The organism is Thiohalobacter sp., assembly GCF_027000115.1.
Taxonomy (GTDB): Bacteria; Pseudomonadota; Gammaproteobacteria; order Thiohalobacterales; family Thiohalobacteraceae; genus JALTON01.
Map to the genome: position 1 here is coordinate 1 of NZ_JALTON010000013.1, position 13,712 is coordinate 13,712.

The 13,712-nt window shown below is 63.7% G+C and carries 13 protein-coding genes; 5 read left to right on the forward strand and 8 right to left on the reverse strand.

From position 1 onward, the window contains the following. Window positions 1-184: 184 nt before the first annotated feature. Window positions 185-625 carry a hypothetical protein gene (locus MVF76_RS01380; RefSeq protein WP_297526919.1) on the reverse strand — a complete coding sequence of 147 codons (441 nt, stop codon included), beginning with the start codon at window positions 623-625 and terminating at the stop codon, window positions 185-187. Between the two features lie 247 nt (window positions 626-872). Here MVF76_RS01380 and MVF76_RS01385 point away from each other — a divergent pair, with 247 nt between their 5' ends. Then, window positions 873-1,523 (forward strand): TetR/AcrR family transcriptional regulator, encoded by a 651-nt coding sequence (locus MVF76_RS01385; RefSeq protein ID WP_297526921.1) that lies wholly within the window; start codon window positions 873-875, stop codon window positions 1,521-1,523. Between the two features lie 13 nt (window positions 1,524-1,536). Next, window positions 1,537-3,828 carry an efflux RND transporter permease subunit gene (locus tag MVF76_RS01390; RefSeq protein ID WP_297526923.1) on the forward strand — a complete coding sequence of 764 codons (2,292 nt, stop codon included), beginning with the start codon at window positions 1,537-1,539 and terminating at the stop codon, window positions 3,826-3,828. A gap of 9 nt (window positions 3,829-3,837) precedes the next feature. Here the strand turns inward: MVF76_RS01390 and MVF76_RS01395 are convergent, their stop codons facing one another. Beyond that, entirely contained in the window at window positions 3,838-4,347 is a 510-nt protein-coding gene (locus MVF76_RS01395) for a DsrE family protein (RefSeq protein ID WP_297526925.1), read from the reverse strand. Window positions 4,348-4,591: 244 nt separating this feature from the next. Between MVF76_RS01395 and MVF76_RS01400 the strand changes: the two genes are divergently transcribed. Continuing rightward, on the forward strand, window positions 4,592-5,866 hold the full coding sequence (locus MVF76_RS01400; protein WP_297526927.1) for an NAD(P)/FAD-dependent oxidoreductase: 1,275 nt from the start codon (window positions 4,592-4,594) through the stop codon (window positions 5,864-5,866). A gap of 66 nt (window positions 5,867-5,932) precedes the next feature. Next, a complete protein-coding gene (locus MVF76_RS01405) occupies window positions 5,933-7,279 on the forward strand; it encodes a sigma-54 interaction domain-containing protein (protein ID WP_297526929.1) in 1,347 nt (448 codons plus the stop codon). Between the two features lie 164 nt (window positions 7,280-7,443). Here MVF76_RS01405 and MVF76_RS01410 read toward each other — a convergent pair whose 3' ends face one another. The 3 genes from MVF76_RS01410 to MVF76_RS01420 are packed head-to-tail and all read right to left on the reverse strand — an operon-like array spanning window position 7,444 to window position 9,489. Next, the gene (locus MVF76_RS01410; RefSeq protein ID WP_317622912.1) at window positions 7,444-8,109 is read right to left on the reverse strand and encodes a rhodanese-like domain-containing protein; all 666 of its coding nucleotides are present in this window, start codon (window positions 8,107-8,109) and stop codon (window positions 7,444-7,446) included. Between the two features lie 44 nt (window positions 8,110-8,153). Continuing rightward, on the reverse strand, window positions 8,154-8,345 hold the full coding sequence (locus MVF76_RS01415; RefSeq protein WP_297526931.1) for a hypothetical protein: 192 nt from the start codon (window positions 8,343-8,345) through the stop codon (window positions 8,154-8,156). A 40-nt stretch (window positions 8,346-8,385) separates the two neighbouring features. After that, window positions 8,386-9,489, reverse strand: coding sequence for a 3-deoxy-7-phosphoheptulonate synthase (locus tag MVF76_RS01420; protein ID WP_297526933.1), 1,104 nt, complete (start codon window positions 9,487-9,489; stop codon window positions 8,386-8,388). Window positions 9,490-9,577: 88 nt separating this feature from the next. Between MVF76_RS01420 and bioA the strand changes: the two genes are divergently transcribed. Then, window positions 9,578-10,906: an adenosylmethionine--8-amino-7-oxononanoate transaminase gene (gene bioA, locus MVF76_RS01425; RefSeq protein ID WP_297526935.1), complete on the forward strand. Its 1,329-nt coding sequence runs from the start codon at window positions 9,578-9,580 to the stop codon at window positions 10,904-10,906. Between the two features lie 76 nt (window positions 10,907-10,982). On the opposite strand, the gene MVF76_RS01430 is transcribed toward bioA, so the two are convergent. The 3 genes from MVF76_RS01430 to MVF76_RS01440 form a co-directional block, all read right to left on the reverse strand. Next, entirely contained in the window at window positions 10,983-11,873 is an 891-nt protein-coding gene (locus MVF76_RS01430; RefSeq protein WP_297526937.1) for a carbon-nitrogen hydrolase, read from the reverse strand. Window positions 11,874-12,302: 429 nt separating this feature from the next. Continuing rightward, window positions 12,303-13,340, reverse strand: coding sequence for an agmatine deiminase family protein (locus MVF76_RS01435; RefSeq protein ID WP_297526939.1), 1,038 nt, complete (start codon window positions 13,338-13,340; stop codon window positions 12,303-12,305). Between the two features lie 16 nt (window positions 13,341-13,356). Then, on the reverse strand, window positions 13,357-13,641 hold the full coding sequence (locus MVF76_RS01440) for a hypothetical protein (protein WP_297526941.1): 285 nt from the start codon (window positions 13,639-13,641) through the stop codon (window positions 13,357-13,359). Between the last annotated feature and the right edge of the window lie 71 nt (window positions 13,642-13,712).

The window sequence follows — 13,712 nt, forward strand, 5'->3', positions numbered from 1 at the left end:
AGTCCAGCGTGCCCTTGGTCGCAATGATCGACATCGCCGGAATCTGCGACTCCTCGATCGCCTCCAGCTTCGAAGGCAGCAGTTCGTCCAGCTTCTGGTTCAGCCACTGGTCCATCTGTTCGTTCGGTTCGCTCATGGCAGGCTCCTCATGTGTCAGGTTCAGCGGGAGATCGGATCGGGGGGCTCAGTAGCCGAACTCGCCCACCCAGGCTCCGGAACGGAAATCGAGTTTCAGCCAGCGCGGCACCAGCGCCGCGCCGCGCACCGCCGGCAGGTCGGTCAGCGGCGGGGCGTCGCCGGCATCCGCTACGCTGCAGTGCTCGGTGACCACTGGCCGGAAGGAGAGTGACAGGTGCTCGCTCAGCAACAGGGGCTCGAACTGGCGTCCGGCCGCTACAGGCCGCCCGCCCGGATGAAAGCGCACCTGCTTTCGCACCAGACAACTGAAGTAGAGTTCCATTTCCACCTCCAGTGGCGTCTCCAGCCGCTCCATGGCGCGCCAGGCGGCGCGCGTGACGTGCAGGCGCAGCGGGCGCCCCAGGTATCGCACCCAGGACTCGCCGGGGCCGGAAAGCCAGCCGGATTCTGGGTGGGCGGGCGCGTGTTCCGTGGCAGTGGCGGTCATGACATCCAGGGCTCCGGGCAAGTGGCAGCAGGGGATGAAAACATACTGGTTGGTATGTAAACTTAGCGGCAATCCCCCTGCAAAGTCAAGTATATTAGTAAATATTCATATGTTACTGTTTTAGTGCTGATTTCCGGCGGAAGCCATTCGCGGCTGCCCGAATGGTCCCCTGAACGGCCTCGGGTTTCCGGCGTATCATGGTCGGCAAATCCCCGCAGTTGCAGTCGCACAAGGAACCCAGTCAGCCATGAATGAGCCGCTGTTCGCACCCTTGCATCCACCGGGCCGCCCGCGCGGTGAACGCAAGCCCGATCTGACCCGGCGCGCCATCCTGGAGGCGGCGTTCAACGAAATCTATCGCAACGGATTCCAGGGCACCCGTCTCGACAACATCCTGCGTGCCACCGATCTCACCAAGGGCGCCCTCTATCACCACTTCCCCAACAAGCGGGCGCTGGGATACGCCGTGGTCGAGGAGGTCATCCATGGGTTCATCGAGTCGCTGTGGCTGGCGCCCCTGCGCAGCGCCGAGGATCCGCTGGCGAAACTCGTCGATACCATCCAGCACGTCTGCGACCTGGTCGGGGAACAGCTCATCACCCTCGGCTGCCCGCTGAACAATCTGGCACAGGAAATGTCGCCGCTGGACGAGGGTTTCCGCGAACGCATCGACCGGGTCTATCGGGCCTGGCACGATGGTATCGTCGCGGCTCTGGAAGCGGCGCGGCGTCAGGGTCGCCTGCGTGAGGATGTGGATACCGACCAGGCGGCCACCTTCATTCTCGCATCGCTGTCAGGCTGTGTCGGCATGGCCAAGAACGCCCAGAGCGGCCTGCAGCTCAAGCGCTGCAATCAGGGATTGATCGATTATATCCAGACGCTGCGCAAACAGGACTGACAAGGAACCTTAGATGAATCTTCGTTTCGCGGAAGGGATCGTCCGCTGGCGCATCATGGTGCTGCTGCTGTTCACCGGCCTGGCGCTGGCCATCGCCACCGGTGCCGTCCGGCTCCACTTCACCACCGACTACCGGGTGTTCTTCAGCGAGGACAACCCCCAGCTCCAGGCCTTCGAGGCCATTCAGAACACCTACACCAAGAACGACAACGTGCTGTTCGTGATAGCGCCGCATGGTGGCGAGGTGTTCACGCGCGACACGCTGGCGGCCGTCGAGTGGCTTACCGAGCAGTCCTGGCAGATCCCTTATTCGATCCGGGTGGATTCGGTCACCAACTTCCAGAACACCTACGCCGAGGGCGAGGATGAACTGGTGGTGGAAGACCTGGTTGATGGCGCAGAGCACCTCACGGATGAGGATCTGGCGCGGGTACGCGCGATCGCGCTCTCGGAACCGCTGCTGGTCAATCGCCTGATTTCGCCGAGCGCCCATGCCACCGGCGTCAATGTCACCATCCAGCTGCCGGGTGTCGACCAGGAGGCCGAAGTACCCGAGGTGGTGGCCCATGCGCGCATGTTGCGGGAGCGGCTTCTGGAGCGGTACCCGGACCTGCGGGTCGAGCTGACCGGCATGATCCTGATGAACAATGCCTTCTCGGAAGAGACGCGCAACGACATGCAGACCCTGGTGCCGATCATGTTCGGGGTCATCTTCGTCACCCTGATGCTGCTGTTGCGCTCGCTTACCGCCACCCTTGCCACCTTCGTGGTCATCGTGCTGTCCATCATTACGGCCATGGGCCTTACCGGCTGGCTGGGCATTGCATTGACGCCGCCCTCGGCCACTGCGCCCACCATCATCACCACCCTGGCGGTGGCCAATGGTGTGCATGTGCTGGTGAATTTCCTGCACCAGATGCGCAAGGGTGTTGACAAGCGGGCCGCCATGGTCGAGAGCCTGCGCATCAACCTTCAGCCGATCTTCCTCACCACCCTGACCACTGCGATCGGCTTTCTCAGCATGAACTTTTCTGACGCTCCCCCCTTCCGGGACCTGGGCAACATCGTCGCCATGGGGGTACTTGCGGCCTTCGTGTATTCGGTCACGGTGCTGCCGGCGCTGATGCTGCTGTTGCCGGTGCGGGTGCGCATTCATCCCGAGGGCCATGTGCATTTCATGGATCGTTTTGCGGAGTTCGTGGTGCGGCAACAGAAGCCCCTGCTGTGGGGCATGGGTATCGCCACCCTGATAATCATCTCCTTCATCCCGCGCAACGAGCTGAACGATGAATTCGTGAAATATTTTGACGAGACCATCGATTTCCGGCGCGCATCGGACTTTGCCACCGCCAACCTGACCGGAATCTACACCATCCACTATTCACTGCCGGCCGGGGAAACGGGGGGTATCAGTCGCCCCGACTATCTGCGGAAACTGGATCGCTTCGCGCAATGGCTGCGCGGCCAGCCGGAGGTGATCCACGTCAATACCTTTTCCGACATCATGAAGCGGCTGAATCGCAACTTGCATGGGGACGATCCGGCCTGGTACCGGTTGCCGGACGACCGGGAACTCGCCGCGCAATACCTGTTGCTGTACGAGATGTCGCTGCCCTACGGGCTGGACCTGAACAATCAGGTGAACATCGACAAGTCGGCGACCCAGCTCACGGTGACCCTGCAGAATCTGTCCACCAACCAGCTTCTGGGACTGGAACAGCGGGTGCAGGATTGGTTTGCGCGCGAGGCCCCCGATCTGCGCACTGACGGCGCCAGTCCCGCGATCATGTTTGCGCACATCGGCCGCCGCAACATTCACAGCATGCTGCTGGGCACAACCTTTGCGCTGGTGCTCATATCAGGCATCCTGATTCTGGCCCTGCGTTCGCTCAAGATCGGCCTGGTCAGCCTGATTCCCAACCTGGTTCCGGCAGCGCTGGCGTTTGGTCTGTGGGGGCTGTTCGTGGGCAGGGTAGGGCTGGCGCTGTCGGTGGTCACCGGCATGACGCTGGGCATCGTGGTCGACGATACGGTGCACTTCCTGAGCAAGTATCTTCGCGCGCGTCGGGAGCAGGGCATCGACGCCGTCGACGCCGTGCGCTATGCCTTCCATACGGTCGGCATGGCCCTGTGGGTGACTTCCTTCGTTCTGGCGGCCGGCTTCTTCGTGCTTTCGCGGTCGTCCTTCGAGCTCAACTCGGGCATGGGCCTGCTGACCTCGCTGACCATCCTGCTCGCACTGGCAGCCGACTTCCTGCTGCTGCCGACGCTGCTGATGCGGGTTGACCGCGCGCGCCATAGCTGAACCTTCGTATCAGCGGATCTCCTCGATGGATTTGTGACGCGTCATCACCTGCGGCGTAATCAGGGCAAAACCCTGCAACTGCCAGTGTGCCAGCTCGGTGATGGCCGAGGGCACCATGATGACGAAGTCCTGGAAGTCGTCACGGCTATAGCCGTAGTCCTCGGCCGCAAGGCCGCACACCCGGAACTCGACCCCCAGCTGGGCGTAGTAGCGCATGCGCTCCACCGCGTCCTTGTAGCGGGCCTCGTTTTTCCTGGCCACGGTGACGATCTCGGTGCCATGGATCACCACCTTCAGGTCCAGAAACTCGGGCGCCTGGTCATAGGGCGACTCTGTGAGCGGATTCATCAGGGAACGGATCCAGAACAGCGCGGCATTGATCTTCTCGGGGTCGTCGAGATAGAAGTCGAATACCACCTTCTGGGCGCCATAGGGTGTCTGCTCGAAACGGGCCTCGGCCTGCGCCGTGCCGGGCATGCCGAGGACTGCCAGTAATGCAGACAATGTCAGTCCTGTCATCCAGTGTGTCATGTCTCTGCCCTTCTCCCCGTGTCTCCGAAACAACTCCACACCCCAAGTCTAGACCTCTTGCCACTTTCTTGCCTCCCAGAAATTGTCTTTTCCATTCCGTTGGTTACCGGACCGGATATGGCCGGAGAGCGCGCTCGGCCGCATTTCCACACTCTTTGAGCGGGTCATGGCATGCATCCTGCTCTGACAGGTGCGGACTGCCGCCGGCAGCAACGACAGGAGGAGCAAGACCATGGCACATGTCGTCATCATCGGGGCCAGTACCGGCGGCATGCCGGCGGCGTACGAAATTCACGAGGCCCTGGGCCCCGAGCACCGCATCACCGTTCTCAATCGCAGCGACACCTTCAGCTTCGTACCCTCCAACCCCTGGGTAGCAGTGGGCTGGCGCACGCGCGAGGAAACCTGTTTTCCGATCGAGCCCTACCTGAAGAAGAAGGGCATCGACTTCATTCCGACGGCCGTCAAGGCCATCGAGCCGGACGACAATCGGGTGGTGCTCGACGATGGCCGGATCATCGACTACGACTATCTGGTCATTGCCACCGGCCCGCAGCTCGCCTTCGACGAGGTCGAGGGCCTGGGACCTGTCAACGGTCACACCCAGTCGGTCTGCACCATCGACCATGCCGAGCAGGCCTATGGTGCCTGGCGGGGGTTTGTCGAGAATCCCGGCCCGATCGTGGTCGGCGCCGTACAGGGCGCGTCCTGCTTCGGACCGGCCTATGAATTCGCCTTCATCATGGACACCGACCTGCGTCGGCGGAAGATCCGCAGTCAGGCCCCCATGACCTTCGTGACCTCGGAGCCCTACATCGGTCACCTTGGCCTGGGCGGGGTCGGCGACTCGAAGGGCATGCTGGAGTCGGAACTGCGCCAGCACGACATCAAGTGGATCACCAATGCCAGGGTCAGCCGGGTGGAAGCCGGCAGGATGTTCGTCACCGAACACAATGCCGAAGGCGAACCGGTCAAGGAACATGAACTGCCCTTTGCCTATTCGATGATGCTGCCTGCCTTCAAGGGAGTGGATGCGGTGGCTGCGGTCGGCGAGAACCTGGTCAATCCCCGCGGCTTCGTCAAGGTTGACGAATTCCAGCGCAATCCGCACTGGCACAACATCTACGGCGTCGGCGTCTGTATCGCCATCCCGCCGGTGGAGGCGACCCCCGTACCCACCGGCACACCCAAAACGGGTTACATGATCGAATCCATGGTTACGGCCGTCGCTCGCAACATCCAGAATGCCATTCGGGGCTACGAGCCCGAACATCGGGCCACCTGGAATGCCATCTGCCTTGCCGACATGGGCGACACCGGCGTCGCCTTTGTGGCCATGCCGCAGATCCCGCCGCGCAACACGGCCTGGATGAAAAAGGGCAAGTGGGTACACCTGGCCAAGGTTGCTTTCGAAAAGTATTTCATTTCCAAAATGAAAAAGGGTTCCAGCGACCCCATCTACGAAAAATACCTGCTGAAGGCCATGGGTATCATGAAGCTCAAGTGAAGAAAGCCGGTCGCCCTTCCTCTATACTGGTTCCAGATTGGGCAGGCAGGCATCGCGGAGGTTGACGTGACGGACGATACCAAGCCGAGTTGCGAGCAGATCATCGACATCCTGCCCGATCCCTTCGTGGTAATCGGCCGGGACTACCGCATCGTGGCCTGCAACAAGGCCTACCGCGAGCAGTACGGCGTTGCGGATGACGGGATCGTCGGTCGGCGTTGTCACGAGGTATCGCATCACTCGGATGTGCCCTGCAGTCAGAACGGCGAACACTGCCCGCTCGATGAAATCATTCACCACAAGCGGCCGACCCAGGTCATGCATGTCCACTTCGATGCCGAGGGCCACGAGGAATATGTCCAGCTTCACGCCACCCCCCTGCTGGGGCCGGATGGCGAGGTACGCTACATCGGTGAAACCATTTTTCGCATCGCGTCTCCGGACGAGGACAGCGAGGCCCTGCTGATCGGCCGTTCACGGCCCCTGCTGCGCATGACCAGTCTCCTGCAGCGGGTGGCGCCGACCCAGACCACTGTCCTGCTGCTGGGCGAGAGCGGCGTCGGCAAGGAGCAGGTTGCCAATTACATCCATCATTACTCGACTCGAAGCCGGCATCCCTTTGTTGTCGTTGATTGCGGCGCACTGGGCGACAACCTGATCGAATCCGAGCTGTTCGGCTACGAGAAGGGTGCCTTCACCGGCGCTGCCCAGCGCAAGAAGGGGCTGTTCGAGGCTGCCAACGGCGGCACCCTGTTCATCGACGAAATTGGCGAATTGCCGCTGCCCCTTCAGACCAAGCTGTTGCGTGCGCTGGAGACGGGGCAGGTCCGGCGGCTCGGCGGCACCGACTATATCGATGTCGACGTGCGTATAGTCGCCGCCACCAACCGCGATCTCGCAGCCATGGTCGCTGAAGGGCGGTTCCGCCAGGATCTCTACTACCGGCTTTCGGCCTTCCCGGTGCGGGTGCCCTCGCTGCGCGAGCGCAAGGACGACATCCCGCGACTGGCCGAACATTTTCTTGCCCGGCTGGAAAACGCGGATCGGCATGTTCCGCTCTCTGCAGAAGTCATCGAGCGCCTGCTGGACTACGACTATCCCGGCAATGTTCGGGAACTGCGCAACATCGTGGAACGGGCGGCCATTCTGGCCGCGGACGATATCATCCGGCCGGACCACCTCGTATTCGAGGAACGGCGCGCGCCACAGGCCGATGCCCACACGCTCAGCGAAGCCGGCAGCCCGGTGCGCCTGTTGTCCCGGCGCACCGGACGGCTGACCGATGAAGCCGTCATGCAGGCCCTGCGCGAAGCAGGCGGCCATCGCGCCCGGGCTGCGGAACGCCTGGGGGTCAGCGAGCGGACCCTGTACCGCTATATCAGGCGTCTGAAGGAAGTGCAGACCGAGTCCTGACCAGGTGCCAGTTCCTCTGGCACAACAAGGGTGCCATATACGGGTTAGGCACCCTTTTTCATGGGCTGGCGCTGACACAGACTGTCATTGACTGATGTCATGTCATGACATCAGGACAAAAAAGGGCGGCCGAAGCCGCCCAAGAGGGTCGAGGGGGAGGAGGATTACTTGGCGGCCTTGACCGTGGTCAGACCCAGGATTTCCCAGTCCTGCATGCCGCCCCGGTACCACTTGATCTTGTGGGCGGGATAGCCGTACTTGAGCAGGGCCTTGATGTTGTTCGGCGACTGTCCGCACCACATGCCGTTGCAGAACATCACCAGCGTTTTCGCGTTGCTGTAGTCCCACAGACCCTCCTGGGTGCGGGCACCGAAACGCTTTTCCAGAATATCCGCGATGGTGAAGGGGTCCGACCTGGCCGGGTTGAGCTGCGTCCAGGGGATATTCACCGAGCCCGGGATGGTCCCGCGCTCCACCCAGTCGGGTGTCCGCGAATCGATGACCAGGATGGAATCGTCTCCGGCTTCCTTCCGTGCAAGGTAATCGAGCATTTCCACCTCACCGATGGTCTCCACCCCCGGCGCCAGCCTGATGGGCTGAATGCAGAAGGGCGGGCACTTGCGGGAAGTCTTGGCAAATGCCGGATTTACCGTGTTTTTCTGATTCTGGTTACGCATGATGTCGATCTTTTTCCCATCATGGGTAACGGTAACCTTGGCCAGGTCCGGCGTGATCTTCACCTTGATGCCATCACCGGCCAGCAGGTTGCCGCTTGCTGCCAGGGCGATGGAAAGCACCAGGGTCCGGGTCGTCTTCATGAACATGTTCATGTCTCGTTGCTCCTCTCTGTCAGTGGATTACGAGGGGGCCGGGCTCAATCGCACTCGGGCTCCTCGTCGTCGGTCTGCTCGCCCTTGTCGGGCTTGTTGTCGGGTTCGGTTTCCGACTCGTCCGCTGCTTCGGCGGACTCGTCGGAGGTGTCTGCAGCAGGTGCTGCGTCGGGGGGATCCTGGGCTGCAGCCGCAGGGGCGCAGAGCAGGATCAGCCAGATGGCCATCCAGCGCATGTCGATTTGCCTCCTCCGTCGTTGCGGATTCGGCGCGGGCTCAGCCCCAGAGCTCGAGTCGCTTGAGATAGGTCTCCCGCGCCAGGGAGACGTCTTGCAGGAAAGGTGCCAGCTCGTCGAGGAGCAGCGCCTGGGGGCCGTCAACCAGGGCGGTCTCGGGGTGGGGATGGAAATCGACCAGTACCATGTTGGCGCCGGCAACGACGCCCTGAATGGTCGCATGGGCGACATCGAGGATGCCGTCGGAGCTGCGGAAGCGGCCGCCGACCGAGTGCGAGGGGTCGACGCAAACGGGAACGCGCGTCAACCGTCGCACCACCGGCACATGGGCAAAATCCACCAGGTTGCGGTGCGGGTCGCCCATGTGGGTCTTGACCCCCCGCAGGCCGAAGATCACCTGATGATTGCCCTCGCTGGCCAGATACTCGGCGGCGTTAAGCGATTCCTCCAGGGTGATGCCGAAGCCCCGCTTGAGCAGCACCGGCATATCGCGCTGGCGGCCCACGGCCTTCAGCAGCTCGAAATTCTGGGTGTTGCGGGTGCCGATCTGCAGCATCACCGCGGTGGGATGCCCGGTACGTTCGAGTGCCTCGCGGATCTCGTCGACATGGGCCTCGTGGGTGACCTCCATGGCAATCACGCGGATGCCGTACTTGCCGGCCAGCTCGAATACCCAGGGCAGGCAGTCCCGGCCGTGGCCCTGGAAGGCATAGGGACTGGTACGGGGCTTGTAGGCACCCATGCGGGTGCAGACCTGGCCCTCGGCCTGCAATGCCCGCATCATTTGCTCGACGTGTTCCGGCGTGTCGACCGCGCACAACCCCGCGAACACGTGCAGATGATCCTGGCTGAAGGTCACGCCGTTGCAGGTGAAACTCAGAGAAGGCTGGTCGGTATCGTGCCGGCCGATGACGCGGTACTCCTCCGACACCCGGACCACACGCTCCACCGTGGGCAACGCGGCCATGTCTTCGACCGAGAGCGACTTGGTATCGCCGATCAGGTAAACCTCCGTAAGTACCTGCTCGGCACCCTTCACCTGGTGCACCCGGGTCTGCACGTTGGGCAGCGATTCCAGATATTGCATGAGCCGGCGATGGCCTTCGCCTTCGAGATCGGTATTGGGTTCCAGGATCAGAATCATGTCCGTTTCCTTGTGTCCATCATGGCCCCATCCCGGGGCCGCTTGGTTATACTGGGCACCCCTTGTTGTCCATCCCGGGGCCTTCAGCATGACTATAGCCTATCCGGGTGCCGCGACGCGCGCTCTGGAGCACGACTGGCTGGCCTTCGAGCGCGCCCACATATGGCATCCCTACAGCTCGATGACCCGGCCGGTCACGACGTATCCCGTACGCCGTACCGAGGGCATCCACATCGAACTGGAGGATGGCAGGCGGCTGATCGACGGCATGGCCAGCTGGTGGTCGGTCATCCACGGCTACAGCCATCCCGTACTGAACGCCGCGGCACGCCGCCAGCTCGAGGACATGGCCCATGTCATGTTCGGTGGCCTGACCCATCGTCCCGCCGCCAGGCTGGCAGCCACCCTGATCGACATCACACCGGAGCCGCTGCAACACGTGTTCTTCGCCGATTCCGGCTCGGTAGCGGTCGAGGTGGCTATCAAGATGGCCATCCAGTACTGGTTCGCCCAGGGCCGGCCGGAGCGCAGCCGGCTGCTGACCATTCGCAGCGGCTACCATGGTGACACCTTTGCGGCCATGTCGGTCTGCGATCCGCAGGGCGGCATGCACCAGCTGTTCACCGGCATCCTGCCGAAACAGCACTTCACCCGTGCGCCGACCTGCCGCGTGGACGACGACTGGTCCGACGCCGACATCGCCGAGATCCGTGAACTGCTCGCGCATCGCGGTCACGAGGTCGCCGCCGTCATCCTCGAACCCATCGTCCAGGGCGCCGGTGGGATGCGTTTCTACTGTCCCCGCTTTCTGCGCGAGCTGGCCACCCTGTGCGAGCAGCATGAGGTGCTGCTGATCTTCGACGAGGTCGCCACCGGATTCGGCCGCACCGGCGAGCTGTTCGCGATGGAGCATGCCGGCGTGGTGCCCGACATTCTGTGCCTTGGGAAGGCCCTGACCGGCGGCTACATGACCCTCGCCGCCACCCTGACCAACGCGCGGGTCGCCCACGGCATCAGCGACGCTGATCCCGGCGTGTTCATGCACGGCCCCACCTTCATGGCCAACCCGCTGGCGGTGAGCGTGGCCCAGGCCAGCGTCGAGTTGCTGCTGGAGAGCCCCTGGCAGGCACGGGTCGCGGAGATCGAGGCCGGACTGCGCCACGGCCTGGCGCCCTGTGCGGAGCTGCCCCATGTGCGCGACGTACGCGTGCTGGGTGCCATCGGCGTGGTGGAACTGGATCGGCCCGTGGACATGCAGCGCGCGCCGGCAGCCTTCGTCGAACGGGGCGTCTGGGTGCGGCCCTTCCGCAACCTCATCTATGTCATGCCACCCTACATCATGCCCTCCGATGCCCTCGCGCAGCTGACCCGGGCCATGGTGGAGGTCGCTGCCCTGGCGGGGGAGTGGGAAGGCTGACTGAAATCCATCGATGGGCTCTTTCCGTGGATGCAGTGGATTCCGTGGCGCTCTTGAACGGCAGTCACCCGCCTGCTCACTGGTCACGAAAGCGCTTGAGCAGATCCCCGTAGGCATCGATGCGCCGATCGCGCAGAAAGGGCCATATGCGCCGCACCTGCTCGCTGCGATCGAGGTCGATCTCGGCCAGCAGCAGCTCCGGTGCCTCACTGCCGGCCTCGGCCAGCAGTTCCCCCTGCGGACCGGCAATGAAACTGGAACCCCAGAACCGTGCTCCGGCGGTCTGGCCCGAGGGATCGGGCTCGAAGCCGACCCGGTTGCAAGCCAGCAGCGGCAGCCCGTTGGCCACGGCATGCCCGCGCTGTACCAGCTGCCAGGCCTGACGCTGGCGCGCCTGTTCCTCGGTATCGTCGTCGGGATCCCAGCCGATGGCGGTGGGGTAGAGCAGCAGCTCGGCGCCGGCGAGCGCCATCAGCCGCGCTGCTTCCGGATACCACTGGTCCCAGCACACCAGCACGCCGAGCCGGCCGACGCGGGTGTCGATGGGCTCGAAGCCCGTGTCTCCGGGCGTGAAGTAGAACTTCTCGTAGTAGCCGGGATCGTCCGGAATGTGCATCTTGCGATAGCGGCCGGCGATCCGGCCGTCGCTGTCCAGCACCACCGCCGTGTTGTGATAGAGCCCCGCTGCGCGCCGCTCGAACAGCGAGGCCACCACGACGCAGCCGTGGGTCTTCGCAGCCTCGGCGAGGCGTTCGCTGCTCGGACCGGGAACGGGTTCGGCCAGATCGCAATGGGCAGTGTCCTCGGTCTGGCAGAAGTAGCGCGTATTGTGCAACTCCTGAAGCAATACCAGCTCGGCGCCGGCCGCCGCGGCCTCGGCGACGCGCGCGAGCATGCGGTCCAGATTGACCAGCGGATCGGCATCCGCCCGTTCCTGGACCAGGGCGACCTTGAGCTTGCGGGACATGGGAATCCTCCCGGGATATGCGGGGCATTCTACCTGCGGCATGACCGCGGCGGGAAGAGCGGGCAGGGGAACTGATGGGCGCGGCGCTGCGCGCCCTTGCCCGTCCTACCAAACTGCATGATGCACAGCGGAGTAGGATGGGCAAAGCGAAGCGTGCCCATCACCCGGTCCGCAAGAATGACGCAGAGGCCGCAGATACACAGAGGCACCGAGCGTGTCATGCATCCGGGCCCGCCTCGGGCCACCCAGTTCCGGGGCGTGGCTCGCGTCTCTGGCCGCTGATTCGCGACTGATGGGCACGGCGCTGTCCGCCTTTACCCATCCTACCGGAACTGTCGGCCAAACAGGATATCGAGAGAGACAGCAGATACAAGGATGGGCAAAGCGAAGCGTGCCCATCAGATAGTCCACGAAGACCGACGAACGGAATCAGGCCGGCACGCCAACCGGAAGCTGCATGGTGGCGCAGTGCAGGCTGCCGTTCTGGGCGATCAATGGCCGGCAGGGAACGGCGACCAGCTTGCGGTCGGGGAAGCAGTCGGCGAGCCGCTCCAGTGCCACCCGATCTGTCGGGTCGTCATAGACCGGTACCAGCACCGCACCGTTGATGATCAAAAAGTTGGCGTATGTCGCCGGCAGGCGTCGGCCATCGGCATCGCGGATGGGCGCAGGGAGGGGAAGCGGCACCAGGCGATAGGGCTGCCCGTCTGCCGTGCGCAATTCGGCAAGTTCGGCCCGCATCCGTGCAAGCGGCTCAAAGTGGGGATCGTCGGCATCCTCGCAGACGACATGGGCTATGGTCTGCGCATCACAGAAGCGCGCCAGGGTGTCGATGTGACCGTCGGTATCGTCGCCCGCGAGCCGGCCATGCGCCAGCCATAATACACGCTCGGCACCCAGCCACTCGCGCAGGCGCTGTTCCAGCCCTCCGGCATCGAGTCCGGGATTGCGTCCGGGGTGCAACAGGCAACTCCGTGTGGTCAGCAGGGTGCCGGCCCCGTCGCTCTCGATGCTGCCGCCCTCCAGCACCAGCGGCACGCGCACCATCTCCACCTCGCCGAAGGCACCCTGTTGGTAGAGACGGGCGGGCACGGCGTCGTCCAGCTCGGCCGGGTACTTGCCACCCCAGCCATTGAAAACGAAGTCGAGCAAGCGGGGGTGACCATCGCGCAAGACGGTGATGGGGCCGTGATCGCGCACCCACACGTCGTTGGAGGGCACGTTGAACAGGGATACCCTTTCCAGATCGACGGCGGCCGCCAGCAGCAGGTCGGCGACATGGGCACGATGACCGGCATCGAAGCAGCTGATCAACACCCGCTCGCGCTCGGCGACGCGCCGGGCGATGTCGACGAAGACGGGTTCGACTTCGGGCAGGGCATCTGCGAAATCCCCCCGGCCATGGGGCCAGGTGAGCAGCACGCCACCCTGGGGTTCCCACTCCGCGGGCAGGCGGACGTGGCGCACGGGCAGGGTTCCGACGTCAGCGAGCGGGACGGTTCACCACCGCGTGGATCACCTTGTCGTACTCGAAATAGACCGTGAACCCGGGATAGACCCAGCGAGTGATGGGCGGGTCGCCCACCGCCGGCATGACCGTCTGCGGCTCGCCGAAGCGGGCCCGAACCTGATCCATGGACATGCCGGCCCGGGGCCGTTCGACACCGGCCGCCTGCTGGACGGCATCGATCACCAGCACCTCGGCCTGGATGCCGGCCAACGGCAGCAGGCACAGCAGGGCGAGAACGGGTTTGGTCGGCAGTCGCATCGATGATCCTCCCTGGTCTGGCGGGCTTTTCCGGCACTATAACACCCCTTCAGGACAGGGGAAACGCGCCC